This is a genomic window from Nocardioides ginkgobilobae, from assembly GCF_054781275.1.
Genome location: NZ_BAAGUS010000003.1, coordinates 11120 through 36279 on the forward strand (window position 1 = coordinate 11120; position 25160 = coordinate 36279).

Here is a 25160-nt window from a genome sequence, read left to right on the forward strand (position 1 = left end):
GGCCGGCTCGGTGTTCGGCCGGCTCGGTGTTCGGCCGGCTCGGTGTTCGGCCGGCTCGGTGTTCGGCCGGCTCGGTGTTCGGCCGGCTCGGTGTTCGGCCGGCTCGGTGTTCGGCCGGCTCGGTGTTCGGCCGGCTCGGTGTTCGAGCGGCTCGGTGTTCGAGCGGCTCGGTGTTCGGCCGGCTCGGTGCTCGAGCGGCCCGGTCCTCGGCCGGCCCAGTCCTCGGCCGGCCGCGTCCTCAAGCGGCCCGGCCCCCCGCGGCGCGGCCACAGCCCTCGCGCGGCCCGGCGGCCCGCAGCGCCCGCCGCTCCGGCTTCGCGGAACGGCTTGTGTGGTGCTCCCGTTCAACCAGGTTGAACCGGAGCACCACACAACGGGCTGGACGCCTCGGGCCGACGTCCGCCGTGGGCGGGGGCGGCCATCGGTCGCTTGGGTGTCGGCGCGGCCACCGTCCCGGCCGGGCAGCTCGACCCGCGCGGCCCGGCCGGGACAGGGCGCCGGCAGCTGCCCGTCACAGGCACCTGCCTGGCGCAGCGACCTGTCAGTGCGGGCCCCCGACCGTCCACAGGACGCGCAGGGGCCGAGGTGCCCACAGCCGCCCGGCACGAGCCCCCGCGGGAGTCCCTGCTCGACCAGATTCGGGGTCGAGGCCGCACCCCGCGGCCAGCCGAGGAGGCATCATGCACCGATCCATCACCCAGCCCCTGTCCCGGCTGCGGAGCCGCCGCTCCGCCCCCGGGGTGGTCGAGGACCTGCCCGGCGGGCAGCCGGTCTGCGACTGCGCCGAGGCGGCGGCCCGTGGTCGGGCCGACGCGACGGGTCGGCATCTGCGCGCCGTGCCCGCGCGGGAGGCCGGCATCACGACCGCGGAGTACGCCGTCGGGACGGCCGCCGGCGCCGGTCTCGCCGGCCTGCTCTACACGATGCTGAGCGGCGGTTTCGGCGACCAGCTGCTCACGACGCTCTTCGACCACGTGCTCGGCCTGCTGGGCGTGGGGTGAACCGCCCGTGAGGCAGTCCGGTCGTGGCGAGCGGGGAGCGGCCACCGCCGAGCTCGCTATGGTGCTGCCGATGCTCCTCGCCGTCACGGCCGGCCTGCTCTGGCTGCTCGTCGTGGGGCTCGGCCAGATGCGGGTGACGGACGCTGCCCGGGAGGCCGCCCGCGCGCTGGCGCGCGGGGAGGACCCCGGCGCGGCGAGCGCCCTGGCTGCGCGGATCGGCCCCTCCGGGAGCCGCGTGTCGGTCGAGCAGGCCTCGGGTCTGGTGACCGTGACCGTCAGCGCTGGGCTCGAGGGGCCGGGCGGGCTGCTCGCCGCCCTGCCCGGCGCGGACCTCGAGGCGAGCGCCACCGCCGCCCTCGAGCCTGCGGCCGTGGCGGCGCCGTGAGCGGCCGGCGACGCGTGGGTGCCCTCAGGGCCGCCGTCCTCCGGGAGCGGGACACCGGTGGGACGGTCGGGGAGGCTGGGCGAGGCGTGCGCCGGTCCCACCGCCCGTCCCCCACTCCCGTCGGACCCCCGCGGCGTCCGTCGACCCGGGGCGTCGCCGGTGACCGCGGCGGTGCGACGGTCGCCGCCGTTGCCTGCCTGGGTCTGCTCCTGCTGGTCGGGCTGGCGCTGGGCGAGGTGGGGGCGTGGTTCGCCGCCCACCGTCAGGTCCGGGCCGCCGCGGACCTCGCGGCCCTGGCCGGTGCGGGTGCGGTGACCGCCGACCCCTGCGGGCGGGCCGAGGCGGTGGCGGGCAGCAACGGCGCGCGGCTGCTCTCGTGCGCCGTCGAAGGCCGCACCGTCCGCGTGGTCGTGGGCATCGACGCCCCGACGCGGCTCGGGCCTGCGCACGAGCTCACCGGCACGGCCGTGGCTGGCCCCGGCTGAGGCCGGCCCACGAGGAGGCAGTGCCGGTCGGCCGGGGGGTCTCAGTGCGGCTGGTCGTCCTGGTTCTCGAGCCTCTCGCGGGCCTCGACCCGGTCGAGCTTTTCCGAGAGCTCGGAAAGCTGCTTGTGCTCACGGCGGGCCTTGAGGGCGCGGCGGGCGCCGAAGCGGGTGATCGAGATGCCCATCAGCACTGCCGCGGCAGCGACGAGGCCCAGAGCGAAGAGGGTCACGGGCGAGACCTCGATCCGCAGGATCTCCAGCCCGCTCGCGGTGGTCTCCGTGGTGAACAGCCCCGCGAGCAGGAGGACGACACCGGCAGCGAGGACGAGCAGACCCAGGACGACCATGGCCGCAGCGTAGGGCCGCCGCAGCCGCGGCGACACCCTCCCGCGTGGGACGTCATGCGGACGGGACGTCCCCTGGTGCGGTCCGTATGACGTCCGAGGGTCGGCAGTCCGAGCCAGCGGGCCACGGCACCACCGACCCGCGCACGTGGCGTAGTGGCGGGGCGCTCAGCCGAGCGGCGCGTGGGCGAGCAGCACGTCGAGCAGCCGCAGGGCACCGGCCTTGTCGAGCGGGTTGTTCTGGTTGCCGCACTTGGGCGACTGGATGCAGGAGGGGCAGCCCTCGACGCACTCGCAGGAGGCGATGGTCTCGCGGGTGGCGCGCAGCCAGGCGGGCGCGAGGTCGTACCCCCGCTCGGCGAAGCCGGCCCCGCCCGGGTGCCCGTCGTGGACGAAGACGGTGAGGGTGCCGGTGTCGGGGTGCAGGGCGGTGGAGACGCCGCCGATGTCCCAGCGGTCGCAGGTGGCGAAGAGGGGCAGCAGGCCGATCGAGCAGTGCTCCGCGGCGTGCGCGGCGCCGGGCAGGTCGGCGGGGTCGATCCCGCTGGCCTCCAGCTCGGCCGGCGGCACGGTCCACCACACGGCACTGGTGCGCAAGGTGCGCTCGGGCAGGTCGAGCGGCTCCTCGCCGAGCACCTCGCCGCTGGGCTGGCGGCGCCGCAGGAACGAGACCACCTGCTGGGAGACGTCGACCTGGCCGAGCGCCAGCCGGCACGGGCCCCACCGCTGGGACGCGACCTCGGCGACGATGCTGATGTCGGTCAGCTCGCGCGCGGAGGTGGAGTAGTCGGGGTCGGCCCGCTCGAGCACCGCGACGTGCTCCTCGAGGTCGAGGTCCTGCACGAGGTAGGTCTCGCCACGGTGGAGGTAGACCGCGCCGGGGTGCGCCGAGGAGTGGGCACGCCCGCCGTCGACGGTGCCCACGACCCGACCGGTGCCGGCCTCGACCAGCTGCACCTGCTGGCCCCCGGCGGAGCGGATGTCGGCCAGGTCGGCCGCCCGCGAGGTGTCGGTCCAGAACCAGCCGTGCGGACGCCGCCGCAGCAGCCCCCGCGCGACGAGGTCGGCCAGGACCGGCTCCGCGCCCGGCCAGTACGCCGCCAGGTCGGCGCGCGTGAGGGGCCGCTCCTGCGCGGCCGCGGCGAGGTGGGGGCCCAGGACGTAGGGGTTGGTCGGGTCGAACACCGTCGCCTCGACCGGCCGCCCGAACAGCGAGCCGGGGTGGTGCACGAGGTAGGTGTCGAGCGGGTCGTCGCGGGCCACGAGCAGCGCGGCGGCGTCCTGCGCCCCGCGCCCGGCGCGCCCGACCTGCTGCCAGAAGGCGGCGCGGGTGCCCGGGAAGCCGGCGACCAGCACGGCGTCCAGCCCGCTCACGTCGATGCCGAGCTCCAGGGCGTTGGTCGCGGCCAGCCCCACGAGCTCGCCGGAGCGCAGCCGCTGCTCGATCTCGCGGCGCTCCTCGGGGAGGTAGCCGCCGCGGTAGGCCGCGACCCGGTGGGCGAGCGAGGGGTCGACCTCCTCCAGGAGCGAGGCGGCGGTCATCGCGACCTGCTCGGCCCCGCGCCGGGACCGGACGAACGCCAGCGTGCGCACCCCGCCGACGACCAGGTCGGTGAGCAGGTCGGCGGTCTCGGAGGAGGCGGCGCGGCGCACGGGCGCCCCGTTCTCCCCGACGTGCTCGGTCAGCGGGGGCTCCCACATGCCGACGGTGACCCGACCGCGCGGTGAGGCGTCCTCGTCGACGGCCAGCACGTCCAGGCCGGTGAGCAGCCCGGCCGCGGCGGACGGGTCGGCCACGGTCGCGGAGGCGAGGACGAAGGTCGGCTCCGCGCCGTACGTCGCAGCCACCCTCCGCAGCCGCCGCAGCACGTGCGCGACGTGCGCCCCGAAGACCCCGCGGTAGTGGTGGCACTCGTCGACGACGACGAGGTCCAGGGAGCGCCAGAAGCCGGTCCACCGCTCGTGGCCGGGCAGCAGGCTGCGGTGCAGCATGTCGGGGTTGGTCAGGACGTACTCGCCGTGGTCGCGGGTCCACTCCCGCTGCTCCCGGCTGCTGTCGCCGTCGTGGGTCGCCACGCGCACGTCGAGCCCGAGGCCGACCAGCCCGGCCATCTGGTCCTGGGCCAGCGCCTTGGTCGGGGCGAGGTAGAGCACCGAGGCGCCCCGCTGCCCCCGCGACCCGCGCCGCTGCAGCACCCGCGCGAGCGCCGGCACCTGGAAGGCCAGCGACTTGCCCGACGCGGTGCCGGTCGAGACCACCACGTGCCGCCCCGACCACGCCGCGTCGGCGGCCGCCACCTGGTGGGCCCACGGCTGGGCGATCCCGCGGGCGGCGTACGCCGAGCGCACCTGCTCGGGGACCCAGCCCGGCCACGGGGCGTGGACGCCCTCGCGCGGCGCGAGCTCCTCGACGTGCCGCAGCCGCTCGGCGCGGACGCCCGCGGTGGCGAGGCGCTCAAGGATGCCCCGGGAGCCGGCCGGCCCGGAGCCGGCGGACCCCGACGCCCGGGGGGCGGTCGGGGACTGCACGCTGGACATGCTCCGATCGTCCCAGGCGCCGCCGACAGCGTCGCGCCCGCCACCGGTCCGCCACCGGCTCGCCACCGGTCCGGGTCACACCCGCGGACGCCCACGGATGCCCGTCCGGGTGTGCCGACCGGTGGCCGGTGCATTTACCTTCGTTCGCGCGCCTCGGGGCGTCGTGGTTTCATATCCTTTGGTCGATCGACGGGACAGGGGGCCTCCCCGCGTCCAGGCCACCAGAACCGTTCGACACACCCGCAGGCTGACAGGGAGTTACACGTGGACCTCACCCTCGCCACGCGCGACGTCGATGGGACGACCGTGGTCGCCGTCGGCGGTGAGATCGATGTCTACACAGCGCCGAAGCTGCGCGACAAGATCACCGAGCTGGTCGCCGCGGGTGTCTACGACCTCGTGATCGACATGGAGGCCGTGGAGTTCCTCGACTCCACCGGTCTCGGCGTGCTGGTCGGCGGCCTGAAGAAGGTCCGCGCCCACGACGGCTCGCTGCAGCTGGTCTGCACCCAGGACCGCCTGCTCAAGATCTTCCGGATCACCGGCCTGGCCAAGGTCTTCGTGATCCACGAGAGCGCCGAGGCCGCGCTCGCCGCCTCCTGACGGCGCGCCACCTCCGCATCCCCACCGCGCGACGCCCGCCCTCGGCGCGGCGCGCCTGCCGTCGTACGCCGTGCCGCGGCCGCCGCGGCCTGCCCCGACCGAGTGACACGCGTGTGGCCCCGGTCACACTGTGCTGCTGCGCGCCGGTCCGCCGTGCGTAGACTCCGGCTCGATCCAGTGAGACGTGCCTCACATCCGTGTGTGTGCGTCCATCCGAGCTGAAGCTCCCACACCAGGAGGAAGCGCATGACGGGGACCCTTCCCGCCGTCGTTGAAGTCTCCGGTGGCAACCTCGTGCTCGTCGTCGTCGTCGCCCTCATCGCACTCGGTGCGCTGGCGATGGCCGCGATGTTCCGACGCGAGGTCATGTCCGCCGCCGAGGGCACCGACAACATGAAGTCCATCGCCCAGGCCGTGCAGGAGGGGGCCAACGCCTACCTCCAGCGGCAGTTCCGCACCCTGGCCGTCTTCGCCGGCATCGCGTTCTTCGCGCTGCTGGCGCTGCCCGCCGACGACGCGACCGTGCGGATCTTCCGCTCCGTGGCCTTCCTCTTCGGCGCCGGCTTCTCCGCGGCCGTGGGCTACCTCGGCATGTCCCTGGCGGTGCAGGCCAACCTGCGCGTCGCCTCGGCGGCCCAGACCCAGGGCCGGGACCCGGCCATGCACATCGGCTTCCGCACCGGCGCGCACGTCGGCATGCTCACCGTCGGCCTGGGCCTGCTCGGCGCCAGCGTCGTGGTCCTCGCCTTCCAGGACGACGCCCCGGTCGTGCTCGAGGGCTTCGGCTTCGGAGCCGCGCTGCTCGCGATGTTCATGCGCGTCGGTGGCGGCATCTTCACCAAGGCCGCCGACGTGGGCGCCGACCTGGTCGGCAAGGTCGAGAACAACATCCCCGAGGACGACCCGCGCAACGCCGCCACCATCGCCGACAACGTCGGTGACAACGTGGGCGACTGTGCCGGCATGGCCGCGGACCTCTTCGAGTCCTACGCCGTGACCCTCGTGGCCGCGCTGATCCTGGGCTCCCAGGCCTTCGGCGACGCCGGTCTGGTCTTCCCGCTGCTGATCCCGGCCATCGGTGCGCTCACCGCGGTCGCGGGTGTCTACCTCTGCCAGCCGCGTGCGGGCGAGAACGGCCTCACCACCATCAACCGGGCCTTCTACCTCTCCGCCGGCATCGGTGCGGTCGCCAGCGTCGTGCTGGCCTTCGTCTACCTCCCGAGCGATTTCTCCGAGCTCGAGGGCCTGGAGCCCGGCGGCAGCCCGCTCGACACCGCCTTCGGCTTCGAGGCCGCCAGCGGCAACCCGGCCCTCATCGCCGCGGTGGCGGTGCTCATCGGCATCGTCCTGGCGGCGGCGATCCTGGCCCTGACCGGCTACTTCACCGGCACCGAGTACCGCCCCGTCAAGGACGTCGGCGCCACCTCGCAGACCGGTGCGGCGACCGTGATCCTCTCCGGCCTCTCGGTCGGCTTCGAGTCCGCGGTCTACACCACGCTCGTCATCGGCGCGGCCGTCTTCGGAGCCTTCCTGCTCGGTGCCGGCTCGCTGTCGATCGCGCTCTTCGCCGTCGCCCTGGCCGGCTGCGGCCTGCTGACCACCGTCGGCGTCATCGTCGCGATGGACACCTTCGGCCCGGTCTCCGACAACGCCCAGGGCATCGCGGAGATGTCCGGCGACGTCAGCCCCGAGGGCGCGCAGATCCTCACCGAGCTCGACGCGGTGGGCAACACGACCAAGGCCATCACCAAGGGCATCGCGATCGCGACGGCCGTGCTGGCCGCCTCGGCCCTCTTCGGCTCCTACATCGGCACCGCCATCGAGCGGGTCCGCGACCTGGACAACGTCACCGACCAGGACGGGGTCGACTTCGTCACCAGCTTCTTCGTCTTCAGCCCGGACGTGCTCGTCGGCCTGCTGATCGGTGTCGCGGTGGTCTTCCTCTTCTCCGGCCTGGCGATCAACGCCGTCGGCCGCGCGGCCGGTGCGGTCGTGATGGAGGTACGCCGCCAGTTCCGCGACATCCCCGGGATCATGAAGGGCACCGGCCGGCCGGAGTACGGCAAGGTCGTCGACATCGTCACCCGCGACTCCCTGCGGGAGCTGGCCACGCCCGGCATCCTGGCGATCCTCTCGCCGATCGCGGTGGGCTTCGGCCTGGGCGTCGGCGCGCTCGCCGGCTTCCTGGCCGGTGCGATCGGTGCCGGCACGCTGATGGCGGTCTTCCTCGCCAACGCCGGTGGGGCCTGGGACAACGCCAAGAAGCTGGTCGAGGACGGCCACCACGGCGGCAAGGGCTCACCCGCCCACGAGGCGACCGTCATCGGTGACACCGTCGGTGACCCGTTCAAGGACACCGCCGGTCCGGCGATCAACCCGCTGCTGAAGGTGATGAACCTGGTCTCGCTGCTCATCGTGGGCGCGGTCATCAGCCTCACGGTCGGCGAGGACGCCAACCGCCCGGTCTCGATCGTCATCGCCGTGGTCGCCTCGGTGGGCATCGCGGCGGCGGTCTACGTCTCCAAGCGCCGCTCGGCGGTCATCTCCGACGAGGCACCCGCCTCCGTCGTCTGACGCAGCGGCACCCGCACCACCCAGCACCACGCAGCGGCGCCCCCTCCCGAGCGGGAAGGGGCGCCGTCGCGTTGCAGGCGGTCCCGGTGCCGGTGCGGCGGCGCCGCTCAGCGGCGCTTCAGCACCGTCAGCTTGAGCACCTTCGACCGGGACTCCTCGGTCGCGCCGGAGCCGGAGTAGACCGCGGAGAGCTTGTGCTTGCCCGGCTTGAGGCCCTTGACCTTGAGCGTCCGGCTGCCGGAGGCGATCGGGACGGTCTTGAGGGTGCGGGTGCCGTCCAGCACGGTGACCGTGCCGTCGGGGGCGAACCCGTCCACGACCACGCCGAGCACGACACGGACCGGCTTGCCCGCGCGCACCTTCCTCTTGCCCGCGATCGTGGTGGTCGAGGGCAGCTTGGCGACCGGGAGCGCCGAGGTCGTGAAGACGCCCGGGGCGTACGCCGCGCGGGTCGCGGTGACCGTCACCGACAGGGTCGAGCCCAGGTCGGCGGCCGTGACGGCGTACGTCGAGGACGTGGCTCCGGTGATCGGCTGGCCGCCGCGGCGCCACTGGTAGGTGAAGGTCGGCGTGGAGCCGGTGCCCCAGGCGCCCGGGTTGGCCGTCAGGGTCTGGCCGAGGCGGTACGCCCCGGAGACCGACGGCTGGGTCGTGAACGTCGGGGCGTCGCCGACCTGCGGGACGACGGCGTTGCTGTCGACGGTGCTGTCGGTCCAGCCCTCCTTGGAGCCGGTGACCTTGACGACCACCTGGCGGCCCAGGTCCTCGGGCGCCAGCGTGTAGGTCTTGCCCGTGGCGCCGGCGATCGGGGCGCCGTCGCGCAGCCACTGGTAGGTGTGGGTGACGCCCTCCTCGTTCCAGGTCGGGTCCTGGACGGTGAGGGGCTTGCCGACCTTCGGGGTCCCGGCGAGCGTCGCGGCCGAGGCCGCGGCCAGCGGCTGCTCCGGGGCGGCCGGGATCAGGAAGCTGCCCGTGAGGACGTTAACGACGGGCAACCCGGCGAGGGTGCCGGTGACCCGGGCGTAGACCTGCTTGCCCGCGTCCTCCAGGTCGGGGACGAACGTCGGGCCGGTGGCGCCGGGGACCGGCACGTTGTCGGCGAACCACTGGTATGTCGTCGAGACGCCGGGCAGGCTCCAGACCGGGTTGAGGACCTGCAGCAGCGAGCCGACGCCGGGGATGCCGGTGAGCGCGGGGTCGCTGAGTGCCTCCAGCAGCGGGTTCTCGCCCGTGCCGCCGTCGCCGCCGCCGGTGCCGCCGCCGTCACCTCCACCGGTGCCACCGCCGCCGGGCAGCGGGATCGGGATGACGTTGGTGAACGTCTCCAGCGGCAGCAGGCCGAGCAGCGAGCCGGTGACCTTGGCCTGGAGGCTCTTGCCCGCCTGCTCCAGCGTCGTGACGAAGCTCAGACCGGTGGCACCCGGGATCGGTTGGCCGTCGGCCAGCCACTGGACGGAGTTCGTGACGCCGAGCAGGTTCCACTCCGGCGGGGTGAGCGAGATGGTCTCGCCGACGGCCCCCACCCCGGTGAGCAGCGGGCCGACGACGGCCTCGAGCAGGCCCCCGATCAGCGGCAGCTGCCGGGCGCCCGACACGGCGGCGTCGGACAGCCGGACCGTGGACGCAGCCGGCGTGGCCGCGGCGGGGGCGGCGGTCGCCGGCGCGGCGGCCAGCGTCACCCCGCCGGCGGTGAGGACGAGCGAGAGCGCGGGCGCGAGCGCGCGACGGGACAGCATCAGGTGGTTCCCTCCGGTGGATTCCCATGACCCGACCGGTGCGGACCCTCCCAGGCGCGACCAGTCGTCGATCGACCGTAGGACCGTGCAGAGGTCCTACGACAGGGGTCCCATCGGTTCCTGCCCGATGGACCTGAGACGCCTCTCACGAGTGGCCCGACCGGACTGGCCCGGTCGGGCCATGCCGCCTGGCCGATCGGGCGGGTCCGCCCCGGGCGTGGCCGCGCGCCCCGCCGGGGTGAGGTGCGGGCAGACGCGACAGCGGCCGGGTCCCTCGGGGACCCGGCCGCTGCCGTCGTACGTCGGGGCGGTCGCTCGGACCGCGGGGGGCTCAGCCCAGCGCCGTGATCGCCTCATGGATGGTGAGGGTGCGGCGGGCGGACTCGACGTGGAGGTTCTCGATCATCTTGTTCTTGTACGTCGCGACGCCGGAGCCGGCGCTCTCGAACGCCTCGATCAGCCCGCGCGCGTCCTCGATCGCCTCGGCGCTGGGCGCGAACTGCTCGTTGGCGGCCTCGACCTGGCCGGGGTGGATGAGGGTCTTGCCGTCGAAGCCCATCTGGCGGCCCTGCACGCACTCGGCGAGGAAGCCCTCGGTGTCCTTCACGTCGTTGTAGACGCCGTCGAGGATCTGCACGCCGGCCGCGCGCGCCGCGAGCAGCGCCAGCGACAGCGACGTGAGGAGGGGAGCGCGGCCCGGGACGTGCTCGGCGTACAGCTCCTTCACCAGGTCGTTGGTGCCCATGACGATGACGGCGAGCCGGTCGGAGGCGGCCGCGATCTCACGGGCGTTGAAGATGGCCTCGGGCGTCTCGACCATCGCCCACAGGCGCGTGTGGTCGGGGGCGCCCGCCTTCTCCATCGCCGCGACCAGGCCGCGGACCTCCTCGGCGCTGTTGACCTTGGGTACGACGATGCCGGCCGGGCCCGCCTGGGCGGCCGCGGCCAGGTCGGCGTCGTGCCACTCCGTGCCCAGGCTGTTGACCCGGATGGTGACGGTGCGCCGGCCGTACTCACCGCTCGACGCGGCCGCGCACACGGCGTCGCGGGCAGCGGGCTTGGCCTCGGGGGCGACGGAGTCCTCGAGGTCGAGGATCAGGCCGTCGCAGGGGATCGTCTTGGCCTTCTCCAGCGCCCGGTCGTTGGCGCCGGGCATGTAGAGGACGGAGCGGAGGACGGTGGTCATCTCAGGCCTCCAGGGAGATCGCGTCGTACTGCTTCTTCAGCTCGGGGTCGATCGCGGCCAGCTGCTCGGCCAGCTCGACCATGACCAGGCACTGCTTGAGGGAGGCGTCGTCCTCCATCTTGCCGTCGAGCATCACCGCGCCGGTGCCGTCGCCCATGGCCGCGACGACCCGGCGGGCGTGGGCGATGTCCTCGACGCTGGGGGAGAAGACCTTGTTGGCGATCGCGATCTGCTTGGGGTGCAGGCTCCAGGTGCCGACGCAGCCGAGCAGGAAGGCGTTGCGGAACTGGTCCTCGCAGGCCACCACGTCGGCGATGTCGCCGAAGGGACCGTAGTAGGGGTAGATGCCGTGCATGGCGCAGGCGTCGACCATGCGGGCGATCGTGTAGTGCCACAGGTCCTGCTGGAAGGTCGCGCGCGGGGCGTCGATCTCGCCGTTCTCGGGGTCCTGGCGCACAAGGTAGCCGGGGTGGCCGCCGCCGACGCGGGTGGTCTTCATCCGGCGGTCCGCGGCCAGGTCGGCCGGGCCGAGCGAGAGGCCCTGCATGCGCGGGGAAGCGCCGCAGATCTCCTCGACGTTGGCCACGCCGCGGGCTGTCTCGAGGATCGCGTGCACGAGGATCGGGCGGTCCAGGCCGGCCTTGGCCTCGAGCTGGGCCAGGATGCGGTCGACGTAGTGGATGTCCTCGGCGCCCTGCACCTTCGGCACCATGACGACGTCGAGCTTGTGGCCGATGGCCGGGATGAGCGTGGTCAGGTCGTCGAGCACCCAGGGGCTGTCGAGGGAGTTGATCCGGGTCCAGAGCTGGGTCTGGGCGTCCGGGCCGCCGAGGCCCTCGGTGTCCTGGGCGATCCTCACCAGGCCCTCACGCGCGGCCAGCTTGTTGTCGGCCTTGACGGCGTCCTCGAGGTTGCCCAGCAGCACGTCGACGGTGCCGACCATCTGCGGGATCTTCGCCGCCATCTTCTCGTTGCTGGGGTCGAAGAAGTGGATCGCCCGGCTGGGGCGGGCCGGGATCTCCGTCGGCGGGGTCGGTGCCCCCACGGCGAGGGGGCGGAAGAAGTCCTTGGCGCTCTTGCTCGGCATGGGCGCGAACGTAGCAGCGGGCGGTTACCCGTCGGTATGACCGATCTGACAGCGGACGGGTGCGGCTGTGAGGTTCATCGGGGCGCCGCTGAACCTGACGGTGACCGTCTGCAGGTGCGTCGGGGCGGTGTGAGGTTCATCGGGGCGCCGCTGAACCTCACACGTCACCGTCCGCGCCGCGCCGCCGGGACCGCCAGGACCAGCGGCGCCGGGCCCGCGCAGGCTCGGCGGCGAGCCGCGCGGCGTTCTCGGCGCGGGCGGCAGCGATCCGGGCCGCGCGGCGCTCGGCCCACGCGGCCACGGTCTCCTCGACGTCGCGGGGCATGGTGATCAGCGGCGGTCCGTCGACGGGGGTGTAGCGAGCGCGGATGACCCGGGCGTTGAAGTCCTCGACCTCGCGGCGTACGTCGGTCTCGACCGTGAAGGAGTCCAGCTTCTCGTCGAGGAGGGCGTCGTCCTTGCGCAGCTGCAGCGCCGGCGGCAGCACACCGGTGACCTGCTCGCGCTCGATCAGCTTCTTCAGCCACCAGTCGGGGTCGTGCTGCTCGCCGAGCCCCTCGATCGGCTTGCCCGCGCCGGGCAGGTCGTCGAAGTCCCCGCGCGCGTGCGCGATCCGGATCTGCTGGTCGACCCACTGGTGCTGGAAGGCGATCCGCGCCGCGGCCGCCGACTCCTTGGAGCGCTTGCGCCGCTCCTGCTCGTCGCGGGCGCGCTGCACCTCGCTCGGCTGGCCCTGCGGCTGGTCGACCACGGCACATCCCCTCGTCCCGGATGGCCCCAGGGTACGCAGCGGGCCCAGCCGCCCCACGGCGTACGACGGCTGCGGCTGCGGCTGCGGCTGCGCCAGCCGGGTGGCAGGTGGCAGGGCGCAGGCCGGGTGGTCGGTCGTGCGCTCGGGCGGGGATCAGGCGAGCGACGGCGCGAACAGCGAGAGCAGGCCGAGGCCGATGACGAGCACCCCGGCGCCGGCGACGGCCAGCAGGGTGGACGCCGTCCCGGGTCGGCTGCGGTGCAGTGCGAGCGCCAGCCCTGCGAGCACGGCCAGGACGGAGCACGGCAGCGCGACGAGGACGCCCAGGACCACGCCGACGCCGCTCTGCTCCCCGTCGCTCAGGAAGGCGCCGACCGCCCAGGCGAGCCCACCGGCGAGGCCGACGAGCGAGAGGACGAGGCTGCCGAGGGCGAGGGTGCGGAAGGTGGTCATGCCTCCAGGGTCGTGCGGAGGGAGGTCCCGGCGCGTGAGTAGTGGTACTCGACCTGCGGCTGCGGTGTCGCCGCGGCCCCACCCACCCCGTACGCGGACGCGACCCCCGACGCGACCCCCGACGCGACCTCCGGACGCGACCCCGGGCGCGCCGGACCCGGCCGGCTACGAGCCGAGCGCCAGCTGGAACCCGAGCAGCCCCAGGACGTCACGGTGATCAGCGTGGCCAGTGCCGTCAGGACGGTGCTGCCGCTCTCTCCCAGCCGCCCCGCGACGAGGGCGAGCACGGCAGCCAGCAGGAAGGGCACCGCGAGGAAGACCGCGACCACCACCCCGAGCGAGGAGGTCGAGGAGCTGGTGTCGGTCATCGACCAGCCGGCGAGCACGACGCACCCGACCAGGGCGAGGACGTCGAGGCCGAGGACGGTGCGGCGCAGGGTCGTCACGCGCCGAGCGTGACAGGTCCGAGGCCGGCTGGGAGCAGAACCGGCATTCCGGCAGTGCCGGTCGTGGCGGCGGTGGGGGACCCGCCGGTCACGGCACCACGACCGGGGCGGCGTCGAGGGGGTCCGTCTCCTCGGGCACCCGGGGGGCGAGGAGAAGGCAGAGGGCGGCCACGAGTGCGGCGGCCGCGCAGACCGCCCAGACCGTGAGGTAGCCCGACATCGGGGCCACGCCCTCGTCGGGCCCCTCGAGCGACCCGGTGGCGGCGAGCGCGATCGCGAAGACCGACGACGCGATCGCGCCACCGACGGTCTTGGTCGCGTTGGTCATGCCGGTCGCGAAGCCGGTGCGGTGCGGGGGCGCCGCCGCGGCGGCCGCGGCGGGCAGCGCGGCGACCAGGGCACCGGAGCCGAGGCCCGCGATCGCCATGTTGACCAGGGTCTGCTGGGTGGTGTCGTGGAAGGGCAGGAAGAGCCCGTACCCCAGCGACACCAGCAGCGCCGAGGCGACCAGCGCGCCGCGCGCCCCCAGCAGCCGCGCGCTCAGCGGCAGCGTGAAGGCGCCGACCGCGAGGAACACGACGTACACCCCGACGAGGGTCGAGACGAAGGCCGCGTCCGCGCCCAGGCCGTAGCCCGCGACCTCGGGGTCGGTGCGCGCGAAGGTCGACAGCGGGATCTGCGCACCGAGCACGGACATCCCGAAGAGGAAGGCCGTCAGCTGCACCGGCCACTGCGCCCGGTGCGCCAGCACGCGCACGTCGACCATCGGCTCGGCCAGCGAGCGCTCGAGCCGCACGAACGGCACCAGCACGGCCAGACCGGCCGCGACCAGCAGCCACGGCAGCACGCTCGCCGGGCCCATGAGCCGCACCGCGATCAGCCCGCCCATCACCAGGCCGAGGGCGAGGGTGACCAGCCCGAGGCCGCGCAGGTCGAAGGCGCCCAGCAGCGCGCCGCGGGACCCGGTCGGCGTGGCCAGCTGCCCGGGCACATCCTCCAGGCCGACCCACACCACGACCAGCACGACCGTGACCACGACCGCCGGCAGGGCGAGCAGGAAGGTCATCGAGGTCGCCTCGACCAGCGCGCCGGAGGTGAGCGCGCCGATGATCACCGAGAGCTCCAGCGCCCCGACCAGCACCGCGGCCGAGCGACGGGTGAGCAGCTGCTGGCGGGCGGGCCCGGCGGCGGCCGTGCGCCGGTGGATGATGGCCACCTCGAGCGGCAGCCACACGACGTACGCCCCCTGCAGGGCCCACGCGACCAGGAAAGTCGTGAACGAGGGCGCCAGCGCGACGCCCCACGAGGCCACCGCCGTGACCGCGGTCGACAGCAGCAGCACCTTCTTGTGGCCGACGAGGTCTCCCAGCCGCGCGAGCGGCGGCACGCACAGTGCGGAGACGATGAGCTGTGCCGCTTCGAACCAGTTGACGTCGGCGTCCTGGATGCCGAGGTGGTCGGCGATGTCGCTGAAGATCGGCGTGTAGTAGCCCTGCAGCACCCCGCTGGCCACCTCGACCGCGACGAGCAGCCCGACGATCGCGGCCAGGCCCTGGGCGGGTCCGAGGTACGGCGAGGTGCGGGTCGCCCCGCCGGTCGTGCCGCTCATGCCGGGCTCCTCTCCGGGCTTCCCTCGGGAAGCTCCTCCAGGAGCCGGCGGTACCACGCGACCCCGTCCAGCAGGTCCTGCACGCCGAGGTGCTCGTCGTGGGAGTGGATCGACTCGCGCTGGGCCTTCGACATCCGGAACGGCGCGAACCGGTAGACCCGGTCGCAGATCGCGGTGAAGTGCCGCGAGTCGGTGGCGGCCATCATCACGTACGGCGCCGGCACGGCCTCGGGGAAGACCTGCTCGATCGTGCGCTCGAGCAGGTCGAAGGCCTCGTCGCGGTGCTCACCGTCCGCGGCGCCGGAGGTGGAGTACGGCGACAGCGGGCTCGCCGCGCCCTCCTCGACCACCTCGATCTCGACGTCCTTCCCGACCGCGCGGCGCACGTGCGCGAGCACGTCCTCGACGGTGTCGCCGAGCATGACCCGGATGTTGACCCCAGCAGTGGCGGCGCCGGCGATGACGTTAAGCGCCGGTGAGCCCTGCAGCGTCGTGACCGCGAACGTCGTGCGGGTCATCGCCGCGGTCTCCGGGCCGGCGGCCAGCAGCGCGCGCACCAGCAGTGCGGGCACCCGCGCCGCGCCAGCGAGCACCGGGCCCAGCGGGAGCCCGGCGTGCGGGGCGATCCGGCGGAAGAGCTCGACCGTCGGGGGCGGCACGCTCGCCGGCATCGGGCTGTGCTCCAGCGCGGTGATCGCGCGGGCGATCCGAGCGGTCGGCCCGTTGCGAGCGGGCGTGGAGGCGTGGCCGCCGCGCCCCTCGGCCCGCAGCAGCAGGGACGTGACGCCCTTCTCGGTCACGCCCACGACGGCCACGGGACGGCGTACGCCGGGGAAGGCGCCGCCCGCCACCGCGCCGCCCTCGTCGAGCACGAACCACGGCTGCACGCCGCGCTCCCGGAGGACCCGCACCGCCTCGGGGGCGGCCTGCCCGAAGACCTCCTCGTCGCAGCCGAAGGAGAGCCACACGTCCTGCGCCGGCACGTGGCCGGCCTCGAGCAGCTCCTCGACCGCCGTGCAGATCGCCACCACGCAGCCCTTGTCGTCGAGCGTGCCGCGGCCCCAGATGCTGCCGTCGACGACCGCGCCGGAGAAGGGCGGGTGGGTCCAGCGGGCGGGGTCCTCGACGGGTACGACGTCCAGGTGGGCCATCAGCACGACCGGCCGGGCACCGGACCGACCGGCCCAGCGCAGCAGCAGGCCGTGGGTGTGGACCCGGGTGACCTCGAGCCGCTCGTGAACCAGCGGGAAGCGCTGCTCCAGCTCGACCAGCAGGGCGTCGAACGTGGTGGGGTCGAGCTCGTCGGGGTGGCTGACCGTCGGGATCCGCACCAGTGCCTGCAAGGCCTCCACCGCGCGGCTAGTCGCAGGGTCCAGCCCGCCCTCCCCAGAGCTCATGGCGGGACAGTAACCCGGCCCGCCGGAGCGGGTCGTCTGGGATCCGAGACGCTCCGGCGGCGGGGCTCGTTGACCCCGCGCCGCTAGGTCAGTGGACTGGTGAGGTGCCCGCCCCCGCCACTGCCGCCGTGAGAGCCCCAGCGGCCCCGGTGCACGACCTCCTCGGTCGGCCGGCGGCGGCGCGTGCGCGCCGAGCCGCGGGTGCCGGCGTCCGCGGCGCGGTGGCCGACGGTGATCGCGCCGACCGGGTCGACGTCGTCGGGCAGCCACAGCTCCTCGCGCAGGTCGAGCTCGCGGTGCGGCGGCAGCCCGAAGAAGCAGGCACCGAGCCCCTCGTCGACGGCCGTCTGCAGGATGAGCAGCGAGGCCATGGCGGCGTCCATGTGCCAGTACGGCACGTTCCACGGGTCGCCCGCCGGGGCGCCGTTGCGGCGTCGGGTGGCGGCCTTGTCGGGGGCGGAGTAGCGCTCGAGGTAGGCCGTGCGGCTGCTGCACGGGACGATCACGACCGGTGCGCGCATCATCCCCGCGAGCCACGGGTCCGGCTCCTCGACGCTGTCGGCGGTGGCGGTCCAGAAGCGGCGTACGTCGTCGGGGGTGTCGAGCACGACGAAGGCCCAGCCCTGGCTGAAGCCCGCGCTCGGGGCCCGCGTGGCGTGGTCGAGCATCCGCTCGACCACGGCGGGGTCGACCGGGGCGTCGGCGTAGTTGCGGACCATCCGGCGCCGGCGCACGACCTCGCGGAACTCCATGCGCGTGACGATAGGACGGCCCGGGATGACTGACTTCGAGGCGATGTGGCGTGAGATCGCGCCGCTCGGCCGCTCGGCCGCGACCGGGGGCTACCTGCGCCAGCCGTGGACCAGCGCGGAGGGTGAGCTGCGCGCCTGGTTCGTCGGGGCGTGCGAGGCGCGCGGGCTGCGCGTGGAGTCCGACGGGCTGGGCAACGTCGTCGGCTGGTGGGAGCCGGTCGGGTGCTCACCGGAGGACCGGCTGCTGACCGGCTCGCACCTCGACAGCGTGCTCGAGGGAGGTGCGTACGACGGTCCGCTCGGTGTGGTCTCGGGGCTGGCGGCGGTCGACCGGATGCGCGCGCTCGGGGTCGTGCCGCGGCGACCGGTGGGCGTCGGGGTGTTCGTGGAGGAGGAGGGTTCGCGCTTCGGGCTGGCCTGCCTGGGCTCGCGGCTGCTGACCGGCGCGACGACGTGGGAGACCGCCCGGGAGCTGCGTGACCGCGACGGGGTGTTCCTGGCCGACGCCTTGGAGGCGGCCGGCCTGCCGGGCCCGCGCGCGGCCGACCCGGACCTGCTCGCCGGGGTCACGACCTTCGTCGAGCTGCACGTCGAGCAGGGCCGGGCGCTGGTCGACCTCGGCCACGCCGTCGGGGTCGCGAGCGGCATCTGGCCGCACGGGCGCTACCGCTTCGACGTCGAGGGCGTCGCCGACCACGCCGGCACCACGCGGATGGAGGACCGCCGCGACCCGATGCTGACCTACGCGATGACGGTCCTGGCGGCCAACAAGGCCGCCCGGCTGTCGGGGGACCGCGCGACGTTCGGCCGGGTCGAGGTGCTGCCCAACGGCACCAACGCGGTGCCGTCGCGGGTGACCGGCTGGCTGGACGCCCGCGCGTCCTCCGCCGGCGCGCTGGAGGCGCTGGTCGAGCGGGTCACGACCCAGGCCCGCGAGCGGGCCGAGCGCGACGGCACCACCCTCACCGTGACCGCGGAGTCGGTGTCGGGGTCGGTCTCGTTCGACCCCGACCTCGCGGGCGCCCTGGCCACCGGTCACGCCGGCGGCGACTGGCCCGTGCTGCCGACCCAGGCCGGCCACGACGCGGGCGTGCTGTCCGGGGCCGGCATCGCGACGGCGATGCTCTTCGTGCGCAACCTCACGGGGATCTCGCACAGCCCTGCCGAGCACGCCGAGGTCCCCGACTGCCTGGCCGGCGTCGACGCCCTGGCCGAGTCGCTCACGAGGCTGAGCACGTGACGGCGTACCTCCTGGAGCGGGCGTGGCTGCCCTCGCCCGGCGGCGGGCGGGTGCACGACGACGTGCTCGTCGAGGTCGAGGGCGGGCGGTTCACGCGGGTCGAGGTGGGTGGTGGCGACCCTGCTGCCACCCGTCTGCCCGGCCTGACCCTCCCCGGCCTCGCCAACGCCCACAGCCACGCGTTCCACCGCGCCCTGCGGGGGCACGTGCAACGCGACCGCGGGACGTTCTGGACCTGGCGCGAGCAGATGTACGCCGTCGCCGGGCGCCTCACGCCCGATCTCTACCGGGCACTGGCGACCGCGGCCTTCCGCGAGATGGCGGCCGCGGGCTACACGTCGGTCGGGGAGTTCCACTACCTGCACCACCGGGCGGACGGCTCGCCGCACGACGCGCCGCTGGCCATGCGCGAGGCCCTCGTCGAGGCTGCCGCCACCGCCGGGATCCGGCTGGTGCTCCTCGACACGGCCTACCTCTCCAGCGGCTTCGGCGCCCCGGCCGAGGGGGTCCAGCGCCGCTTCTCCGACGGTACGGCGGCAGCCTGGTCGGCCCGCGCCGGTGACGGTCCCGCCGCGATCCACTCGGTGCGGGCCGTGCCCCGCGCCGAGCTCGGCGTCTTCCGCGGCCGCGACCCCCTGCACGTCCACCTCTCGGAGCAGCCCGCGGAGAACGAGGCGTGCCTGGCGGCGTACGGGCTGACCCCGACGGGGCTGCTGCACGCCGAGGGCCTGCTCGGCCCCGGCACGACCGTCGTCCACGCCACCCACCTCACCGACGACGACATCGCGCTGCTCGGCAGCACGCGCACCCACGTCTGCCTGACCCCCACCACCGAGCGCGACCTCGCCGACGGCATCGGACCGGGGCGGCGGCTGGCCGACGCGGGTTGTCGGCTGAGCATCGGCAGCGACAGCCACGCGGTCGTCGACCCGTTCGAGGAGCTGCGGGGGCTGGAGATGCACGAACGGCTCGCCACGGGGGAGCGTGGGCACTTCACGGCCGCCGAGCTGCTCGACATCGGCACCGCCCACGACGTCCTCGGGGTGACCGACGCCGGCCGGATCGAGGTCGGCGCGCGCGCCGACCTGGTCACCCTCGACACCGCCTCCCCCCGCACGGCGGGCACCGGGCTCGACGGTCCGGCCGACGAGCACACAGCCGTCTTCGCCGCCACCGCCGCCGACGTCACCCACGTCCTGGTCGACGGCCGGGTCGTGCACCGCCGCGGCGACGAGCCCGAGGTGGGCCTCCTGCTCGCCGAGGCGATCGCGCGGGTCCGCTCATGACCGCCGAGCCGGCAGCTCCGAACCCCCGACCCGGCAGTTGTGCCCCGCCGAGCCGTCGATCGCGGACCGTGGCAGGTGCCAGAGTGACGGCTCGAGGGTTCGGAAGTGACGGCTCGGCGGGGAGGAGCAGCGCGTGACGGCGACGGTGATCACGGGGATCGGCGAGCTGGTCACCAACGACCCTGAACGGGACGGGCTGCTCGGGATCGTCAGCGACGCGGCGGTCGTCGTCGAGGGCGACCGGGTCGCGTGGGTCGGCCCGGCCGCGGGGGCGCCGGCCGCCGACGCCGCGGTCGACGCCGGGGGGCGCGCGGTGCTGCCCGGGTTCGTCGACAGCCACAGCCACCTGGTCTTCGCCGGCGACCGGGCGCAGGAGTTCGCCGCGCGCATGAGCGGCACGCCGTACGCCGCTGGAGGGATCCGCACCTCCGTCGCGGCGACCCGCGCCGCCACCGACGAGGAGCTGCTGGCGCGTGCCGCCCGACTGGTGCAGGAGATGCTGCGCCAGGGCACGACGACGGTGGAGATCAAGTCCGGCTACGGCCTCACCACCCGCGACGAGGCGCGCTCGCTCGCTGTCGCCCGCCAGCTGACCGAGCACACGACCTTCCTGGGCGCGCACGTCGTGCCCCAGGAGCACGCCGACGACCCGGCCGGCTACGTCGAGCTCGTCACCGGGCCGATGCTCGAGGCCTGCGCGCCGCACGCACGCTGGATCGACGTGTTCTGCGAGACCGGTGCCTTCGACGTCGACCAGGCCCGGGCAGTCCTGGTCGCCGGCGAGGCCGCGGGCCTGCGCGGCCGGCTGCACGCGGGCCAGCTCGGGCCGGGCCCCGGCGTACGGCTCGCCTGCGAGCTCGGGCTGCTCGCCGTGGACCACTGCACCTACCTCGAGCCCGAGGACGTCGTCGCCCTGCGCGCCTCCGGGACGATCGCGACCCTGCTGCCGGGGGTCGAGTTCTCCACCCGCCAGCCCTACCCCGACGCCCGGGCCCTCCTCGACGCGGGCGTGCGGGTCGCGCTGGCCAGCGACTGCAACCCGGGCTCGTGCTTCACCTCCTCGATCCCGTTCTGCGTCGCGCTCGCCGTGCGCGAGATGGGCATGACCCCCGCCGAGGCGGTCCACGCGGTCACCGCGACCGCCGCGGCCGCGCTCGACGAGGACGGTCCCCGCGGCGTCGGGCGGATCGTGCCCGGCCGCCGCGCCGACCTCGTGGTGCTCGACGCACCGAGCCACGTCCACCTGGCCTACCGCCCCGGCGTCCCCCTCGTCGCAGGTGTCTGGCAGCAGGGCCGCCCGGTCGTCTGAGGGCGGACGTCGCCGTCCCCCGGACCCGGCCCCGGCCCCGGCCCCGGCCCCGGCGAGCGTGCCGCGACGCGAGCGCGATAGACCGAGGCATGATCGCCCCATGACTTCTCGGGTCCTGGCCGCTGCAGGTGTCGTCCTCGTCGGGGTGGTGGTGCTCGGGTGCTCGACCGACGACGAGGACCCGGCGGAGCCCTTCGTGGACGGGGACGCCGTGGTCGTCACCCTCGACGACGTCGAGGAGCCGTTGCGGATCCGGTCGGAGGGGACGCTGGCCCGGCTCAACGACGAGGTGTCGACCTGGCTGTTCCTCGCGGACCACATCAGCTGGGACGACCTGACCGCCGAGGACCTCGCGTCGCTGCAGGAGGAGCTCAACGCGGCGATCGACGCGGCACGTCCGGACGACCTGTTCGAGCTGTCGCGCCTCTCGGTCCACGCGGAGGGGACGGCGGGCTACTGCCTGACCCGCGCCCTGGACGGCGACCTCGTCGTCGCGGAGGCGGAGCGGTCGGCCGACGGGTCGGGCATGACGACATCGCAGGTGGGGACCGAGAGGGAGCCGCTGACCTCCGAGGACCTGCGCACCAAGACCTTGGACCTCGACGTCTGCGTCCCACCGGACCTCTAGGGCCGGGCGTCGGACCCGACTGAGGTACCTCCGGGCGCCGGTCTGAGGTAGGCGCGGCCCGCGGATAGGGAGGTCGTCCGATGTGGGGCGCCACCTCAGACGACGAACCTCGTCGATGTCAGCCGGAGTCACCGGCCGACGACGACGAGGAGCACGACATGACCTACGACAGCACCGGCTACCTCAAGGCCGAGCTCGACTACCGCGCCGCGCGGATCGCGGCGAGCACCCGTGGCGGGCGCCGCCGACACGTCCGGGTCCCGCTGGCGCGCCGCCCCTCCGACAGCATCCGCTGACCGGTCCCGCCGTGGCTTCCGGCAACGGCACCGCCGCACCCGCGATCATGGACCCCGTGGTGACCCCCACCAGCCGAGTCCTGGTCGGCCGAGACGCGGAGCTGGCCGAGCTCTGCTCCCTGCTGGGCGTCCGTGCGTCCGGCCAGCGGCGTACGACGTCGGCGGTCCTGCTCGGGGGCGACGCCGGGGTCGGGAAGACCCGGCTGCTCACCGAGCTGCGCGACCTGGCGTTCACCGAGGGCTGGCAGGTCGTCGCGGGGCACTGCCTCGACTTCGGCGACTCGGCCCTGCCCTACCTGCCGTTCACCGAGATCCTCGGCCGGCTGGCCACCGACCACCCCGACGCCGTCGCCGAGGTCAGCGCCGCGCACCCCGCGCTGGCGCGGCTCCAGCCCGGCCGGCGGGTGCTCGGCGGCGAGCTGACCGGCGAGCCGGCGAGCGGCGCGCTGGACCGCACCGAGCTGTTCGAGGCGCTGCACGCCCTGCTGACCGCAGTCTCCCGCACCGCGCCGCTGCTCGTCGTCGTCGAGGACGCCCACTGGGCCGACCGCTCGACCCGCGACGTCCTGTCCTTCCTGTTCAGCCGCCCGCTCGAGCGTGTGGCGCTGGTCGTGTCCTACCGCGCCGACGACCTGCACCGCCGGCACCCGCTGCGCCGCCAGGTCGCGGAGTGGGCGCGGCTGCGCGACGTCGGGAGGGTCCAGCTCGGCCCGCTGCCCGAGCGCGCCGTGCGGGACCTGGTCGCCGAGCTCGCCCCCGAGCTCCCCGAGGACCGGCTGCGGGCGGTGACCGCCGATGTCGTGGCCCGCGCCGAGGGCAACGCCTTCTTCGTGGAGGAGCTCGTGGGGGCCGCGACGTCCTGCGGCGGCACCACCGACCTGCCCGTCGACCTGGCCGACGTCCTGCTCGTCCGCCTCGACCGCCTCGACGACACCGCGCGTCACGTCGTCCGCGCCGCCAGCGCCGCGGGTCGCCGGGTCGGCCACGACATGCTCCGCGCGACCGCCGGTCTCGACGACGCCGCGCTCGACGCGGGCCTGCGCGGCGCGGTCGACCTCAACGTCCTCGTCGCCGACCGGGGCGCCTACGCCTTCCGCCACGCCCTGCTCGCCGAGGCGGTCTACGACGACCTGCTGCCCGGCGAGCGGGTGCGGTTGCACGCGGCGTACGCCGCCGCCCTGAGCGCGGGCTCCGCCCCCGGCACCGCGGCCGAGCTGGCCCGCCACGCCCGCGCCGCGATGGACCTCGACACGGCCCTGCAGGCCTCGGTGCGCGCCGGTCGGGAGGCCGCCCTCGTCGGCGGGCCCGACGAGGCCGCCCAGCACCTCCAGCAGGCGCTCGAGCTGCTGGCCGATCCAAGCCGCCGTGCCGACCCGGACGGGCTCGACGTGTCCAAGCTGGCCGTCGAGGCCGGCGACGCGCTCAACGCCGCCGGGCACCCGGCCCGGGCCGCCGCACTGGTCGGCGAGCAGCTCGACCGGCTGGGGCCCGACGCGCCTGCGGCCGTCCGTGCGCGGCTGCTCTCGGCGCGGGCGTCCTACCTCTACGTCGTCGACACCGAGGAGGACATCCTCGCGCTGTCCCAGCAGGCCGTGGACCTGCTGCCGGAGGACGCCGGCGGCCTGCGGGCGCGCGTGCTCGCCGCGCACGCGCGGATCCTCGCCGGCTGCGAGAGGTACGACGAGGCGCGGGCCGCCGGGCTGGAGGCGCTGGCCCTCGCCGAGCGGCTGGACCTGCAGGCGCTCGCGTCCGAGGCGACCACCACCGTCGCGGGGCTGAAGAACGCCCCCGTCGACCGGGTCCGGGCCGCGCTCGCCGACGCCGTCGCGCAGGCCGAGGCGGTCGGCGCGCTCAATGCCGAGCTGCGGGGGCGGTTCCTGCTGGCCCGGTCCTTCCAGGACGCCGGCGAGTGGGACGAGGCCGTCACCTGGCTGCGCAGCGCCGTGGACCGGGCCCGGGCGGGGCGGGTGCCGTGGGCGCCGTACGGCTTCGAGGCGCGCTGGCAGTGGTCCTGGATCGAGATGGTGCGCGGCGACTGGGAGACCGCCGGCCGGCTCACCGACACCACTGGCGAGCTGCCGCCGCCGCTGTCCGCGGCGATGCTCGGCAGCATCGCCGTCGCGATGGCGCACGCGCGTGGTGAGGACGTCGCGCGGCCGCTGCGCGAGCTGCGGCGCTCGTGGCCGCTCGAGGGCGCGGTCGCCATCGGCTCGGCCGGCGTGGAGATCCTGGCGAGCGCGGAGCCGCTGGTGGTCCACGACGCCGCGGTGGCCGTGCTGTCCCGCCTGTGGCACCCGCTGTTCAGCGCGCGGGTGCGGCTCGCGGCGACCACGATCGGGGCGCTGGCCGACCGGGCCGACAGCCTCGAGGCGGGCCGGCGCGAGGAGGTGCTCGCGGCCGTGGGGCGGCTGCTCGCCGACGGCCACCGGGTGCTGGAGCACCAGGACGACTGGGGCCCGGAGGGCCGCGCCTGGGCGACGCGGCTGGAGGCCGAGGCGATGCGCGCGCGGTGGCTGCTCGGGGCCGACGTCGACCAGGAGACGCTGGTGGCGTCGTGGCGGGCCGCCGTGTCGGCGTACGACGGCCTCGGGCACGTCCTGGAGACCGCCCGGTGCCGGGTCGTGCTGGCGACCGTGCTCAGGGCGGCGGGCGACACCGCGGGTTCCCGCGAGTCGGCCGATCTCGCCCGCGCCACCGCCCAGCGGCTCGGTCTCGCGCCGATGCTGGAACAGCTGCGCGCCCTCGGCTCGACCCCCGCGCGGACCCCGCCCGGCGGGTCCGAGCCGGCCGCGGACCTGACCCCGCGCGAGCGCGAGATCCTGGTCCTCGTGGCCCAGGGTCGCTCCAACGGCGAGATCGGCAAGCAGCTGTTCATCAGCACCAAGACCGTCTCGGTCCACGTGTCCAACATCCTGGCCAAGCTCGGTGCCGCCGGCCGCACCGAGGCCGCCGCCATCGCCCGCCGCCGCGGCCTGCTCCCCTGACCGGACCCGCTCACTCGGCACCCGTTCGAGTGAGCGTCGAACCAGCGCCGAGTCAGCGTCGAACCAGCGC

Annotated in this window: 22 protein-coding genes; 11 read left to right on the top strand and 11 right to left on the bottom strand. The window is 74.9% G+C overall.

Translation table 11 applies throughout. The features are described from left to right. Positions 1–680 precede the first annotated feature (680 nt). From ACYVID_RS04055 to ACYVID_RS04065, 3 genes are all read left to right on the top strand, one after another. Positions 681–1001: a DUF4244 domain-containing protein gene (locus tag ACYVID_RS04055; RefSeq protein WP_460734669.1), complete on the top strand. Its 321-nt coding sequence runs from the start codon at positions 681–683 to the stop codon at positions 999–1001. A gap of 7 nt (positions 1002–1008) precedes the next feature. Then, positions 1009–1386, top strand: a complete 378-nt coding sequence (locus tag ACYVID_RS04060; protein ID WP_460734671.1) for a TadE family type IV pilus minor pilin — start codon at positions 1009–1011, stop codon at positions 1384–1386. A gap of 86 nt (positions 1387–1472) precedes the next feature. Next, positions 1473–1871 carry an Rv3654c family TadE-like protein gene (locus ACYVID_RS04065; RefSeq protein WP_460734673.1) on the top strand — a complete coding sequence of 133 codons (399 nt, stop codon included), beginning with the start codon at positions 1473–1475 and terminating at the stop codon, positions 1869–1871. 41 nt (positions 1872–1912) lie between these two features. On the opposite strand, the gene ACYVID_RS04070 is transcribed toward ACYVID_RS04065, so the two are convergent. Beyond that, complete coding sequence (locus tag ACYVID_RS04070; RefSeq protein ID WP_460734675.1) at positions 1913–2218, bottom strand: hypothetical protein; 306 nt, start codon at positions 2216–2218, stop codon at positions 1913–1915. A gap of 165 nt (positions 2219–2383) precedes the next feature. After that, complete coding sequence (locus tag ACYVID_RS04075; protein WP_460734677.1) at positions 2384–4753, bottom strand: DEAD/DEAH box helicase; 2370 nt, start codon at positions 4751–4753, stop codon at positions 2384–2386. Between the two features lie 264 nt (positions 4754–5017). Between ACYVID_RS04075 and ACYVID_RS04080 the strand changes: the two genes are divergently transcribed. Both ACYVID_RS04080 and ACYVID_RS04085 read left to right on the top strand, forming a co-directional pair. Beyond that, positions 5018–5356: an STAS domain-containing protein gene (locus ACYVID_RS04080; RefSeq protein WP_300643828.1), complete on the top strand. Its 339-nt coding sequence runs from the start codon at positions 5018–5020 to the stop codon at positions 5354–5356. A 246-nt stretch (positions 5357–5602) separates the two neighbouring features. Continuing rightward, on the top strand, positions 5603–7930 hold the full coding sequence (locus ACYVID_RS04085) for a sodium-translocating pyrophosphatase (RefSeq protein ID WP_460734680.1): 2328 nt from the start codon (positions 5603–5605) through the stop codon (positions 7928–7930). 107 nt (positions 7931–8037) lie between these two features. Here ACYVID_RS04085 and ACYVID_RS04090 read toward each other — a convergent pair whose 3' ends face one another. From ACYVID_RS04090 to ACYVID_RS04130, 9 genes are all read right to left on the bottom strand, one after another. After that, on the bottom strand, positions 8038–9666 hold the full coding sequence (locus ACYVID_RS04090) for an Ig-like domain repeat protein (RefSeq protein ID WP_460734682.1): 1629 nt from the start codon (positions 9664–9666) through the stop codon (positions 8038–8040). Positions 9667–9997: 331 nt separating this feature from the next. Beyond that, the gene (locus tag ACYVID_RS04095) at positions 9998–10852 is read right to left on the bottom strand and encodes an HpcH/HpaI aldolase/citrate lyase family protein (RefSeq protein WP_460734684.1); all 855 of its coding nucleotides are present in this window, start codon (positions 10850–10852) and stop codon (positions 9998–10000) included. Between the two features lies 1 nt (position 10853). Beyond that, positions 10854–11939 carry an HpcH/HpaI aldolase/citrate lyase family protein gene (locus tag ACYVID_RS04100; protein WP_460734686.1) on the bottom strand — a complete coding sequence of 362 codons (1086 nt, stop codon included), beginning with the start codon at positions 11937–11939 and terminating at the stop codon, positions 10854–10856. Positions 11940–12096: 157 nt separating this feature from the next. Continuing rightward, positions 12097–12690, bottom strand: coding sequence for a DnaJ family domain-containing protein (locus ACYVID_RS04105; protein ID WP_460734688.1), 594 nt, complete (start codon positions 12688–12690; stop codon positions 12097–12099). Positions 12691–12843: 153 nt separating this feature from the next. Beyond that, entirely contained in the window at positions 12844–13143 is a 300-nt protein-coding gene (locus tag ACYVID_RS04110) for a hypothetical protein (protein ID WP_460734690.1), read from the bottom strand. Then, positions 13140–13589 (bottom strand): hypothetical protein, encoded by a 450-nt coding sequence (locus ACYVID_RS04115; protein ID WP_460734692.1) that lies wholly within the window; start codon positions 13587–13589, stop codon positions 13140–13142. Before ACYVID_RS04115 ends, ACYVID_RS04110 begins: the two co-directional genes overlap by 4 nt. Positions 13590–13677: 88 nt before the next feature. Beyond that, positions 13678–15198 (bottom strand): MFS transporter, encoded by a 1521-nt coding sequence (locus ACYVID_RS04120; protein WP_460734694.1) that lies wholly within the window; start codon positions 15196–15198, stop codon positions 13678–13680. After that, on the bottom strand, positions 15195–16595 hold the full coding sequence (locus tag ACYVID_RS04125; RefSeq protein ID WP_460734696.1) for a M20/M25/M40 family metallo-hydrolase: 1401 nt from the start codon (positions 16593–16595) through the stop codon (positions 15195–15197). Before ACYVID_RS04125 ends, ACYVID_RS04120 begins: the two co-directional genes overlap by 4 nt. Positions 16596–16678: 83 nt before the next feature. Further along, positions 16679–17347 (bottom strand): nitroreductase family protein, encoded by a 669-nt coding sequence (locus ACYVID_RS04130; RefSeq protein WP_460734698.1) that lies wholly within the window; start codon positions 17345–17347, stop codon positions 16679–16681. A 25-nt stretch (positions 17348–17372) separates the two neighbouring features. Between ACYVID_RS04130 and ACYVID_RS04135 the strand changes: the two genes are divergently transcribed. From ACYVID_RS04135 to ACYVID_RS04160, 6 genes are all read left to right on the top strand, one after another. Then, on the top strand, positions 17373–18587 hold the full coding sequence (locus tag ACYVID_RS04135) for an allantoate amidohydrolase (protein WP_460734700.1): 1215 nt from the start codon (positions 17373–17375) through the stop codon (positions 18585–18587). After that, positions 18584–19873 (top strand): formimidoylglutamate deiminase, encoded by a 1290-nt coding sequence (locus ACYVID_RS04140; RefSeq protein WP_460734702.1) that lies wholly within the window; start codon positions 18584–18586, stop codon positions 19871–19873. The genes ACYVID_RS04135 and ACYVID_RS04140 overlap by 4 nt, the downstream gene beginning before the upstream one ends. A gap of 133 nt (positions 19874–20006) precedes the next feature. Beyond that, the gene (gene hutI, locus ACYVID_RS04145) at positions 20007–21182 is read left to right on the top strand and encodes an imidazolonepropionase (RefSeq protein ID WP_460734704.1); all 1176 of its coding nucleotides are present in this window, start codon (positions 20007–20009) and stop codon (positions 21180–21182) included. 100 nt (positions 21183–21282) lie between these two features. Further along, positions 21283–21810, top strand: a complete 528-nt coding sequence (locus ACYVID_RS04150) for a hypothetical protein (RefSeq protein ID WP_460734705.1) — start codon at positions 21283–21285, stop codon at positions 21808–21810. Between the two features lie 158 nt (positions 21811–21968). Then, positions 21969–22106, top strand: a complete 138-nt coding sequence (locus tag ACYVID_RS04155; RefSeq protein ID WP_460734707.1) for a hypothetical protein — start codon at positions 21969–21971, stop codon at positions 22104–22106. Positions 22107–22117: 11 nt separating this feature from the next. Further along, positions 22118–25090 carry an ATP-binding protein gene (locus tag ACYVID_RS04160; RefSeq protein ID WP_460734709.1) on the top strand — a complete coding sequence of 991 codons (2973 nt, stop codon included), beginning with the start codon at positions 22118–22120 and terminating at the stop codon, positions 25088–25090. The last annotated feature ends 70 nt before the right edge of the window (positions 25091–25160 follow it).

Excerpts from the sequence above, each read along its gene's own strand:
- ACYVID_RS04055 (WP_460734669.1), top strand. The coding sequence starts at position 681 with ATGCACCGATCCATCACCCAGCCCCTGTCCCGGCTGCGGAGCCGCCGC.
- ACYVID_RS04070 (WP_460734675.1), bottom strand. The coding sequence starts at position 2,218 with ATGGTCGTCCTGGGTCTGCTCGTCCTCGCTGCCGGTGTCGTCCTCCTG.
- ACYVID_RS04075 (WP_460734677.1), bottom strand. The coding sequence starts at position 4,753 with ATGTCCAGCGTGCAGTCCCCGACCGCCCCCCGGGCGTCGGGGTCCGCC.
- ACYVID_RS04085 (WP_460734680.1), top strand. The coding sequence starts at position 5,603 with ATGACGGGGACCCTTCCCGCCGTCGTTGAAGTCTCCGGTGGCAACCTC.
- ACYVID_RS04090 (WP_460734682.1), bottom strand. The coding sequence starts at position 9,666 with ATGCTGTCCCGTCGCGCGCTCGCGCCCGCGCTCTCGCTCGTCCTCACC.
- ACYVID_RS04095 (WP_460734684.1), bottom strand. The coding sequence starts at position 10,852 with ATGACCACCGTCCTCCGCTCCGTCCTCTACATGCCCGGCGCCAACGAC.
- ACYVID_RS04100 (WP_460734686.1), bottom strand. The coding sequence starts at position 11,939 with ATGCCGAGCAAGAGCGCCAAGGACTTCTTCCGCCCCCTCGCCGTGGGG.
- ACYVID_RS04110 (WP_460734690.1), bottom strand. The coding sequence starts at position 13,143 with ATGACCACCTTCCGCACCCTCGCCCTCGGCAGCCTCGTCCTCTCGCTC.
- ACYVID_RS04120 (WP_460734694.1), bottom strand. The coding sequence starts at position 15,198 with ATGAGCGGCACGACCGGCGGGGCGACCCGCACCTCGCCGTACCTCGGA.
- ACYVID_RS04125 (WP_460734696.1), bottom strand. The coding sequence starts at position 16,595 with ATGAGCTCTGGGGAGGGCGGGCTGGACCCTGCGACTAGCCGCGCGGTG.
- ACYVID_RS04130 (WP_460734698.1), bottom strand. The coding sequence starts at position 17,347 with ATGGAGTTCCGCGAGGTCGTGCGCCGGCGCCGGATGGTCCGCAACTAC.
- ACYVID_RS04135 (WP_460734700.1), top strand. The coding sequence starts at position 17,373 with ATGACTGACTTCGAGGCGATGTGGCGTGAGATCGCGCCGCTCGGCCGC.
- ACYVID_RS04150 (WP_460734705.1), top strand. The coding sequence starts at position 21,283 with ATGACTTCTCGGGTCCTGGCCGCTGCAGGTGTCGTCCTCGTCGGGGTG.
- ACYVID_RS04155 (WP_460734707.1), top strand. The coding sequence starts at position 21,969 with ATGACCTACGACAGCACCGGCTACCTCAAGGCCGAGCTCGACTACCGC.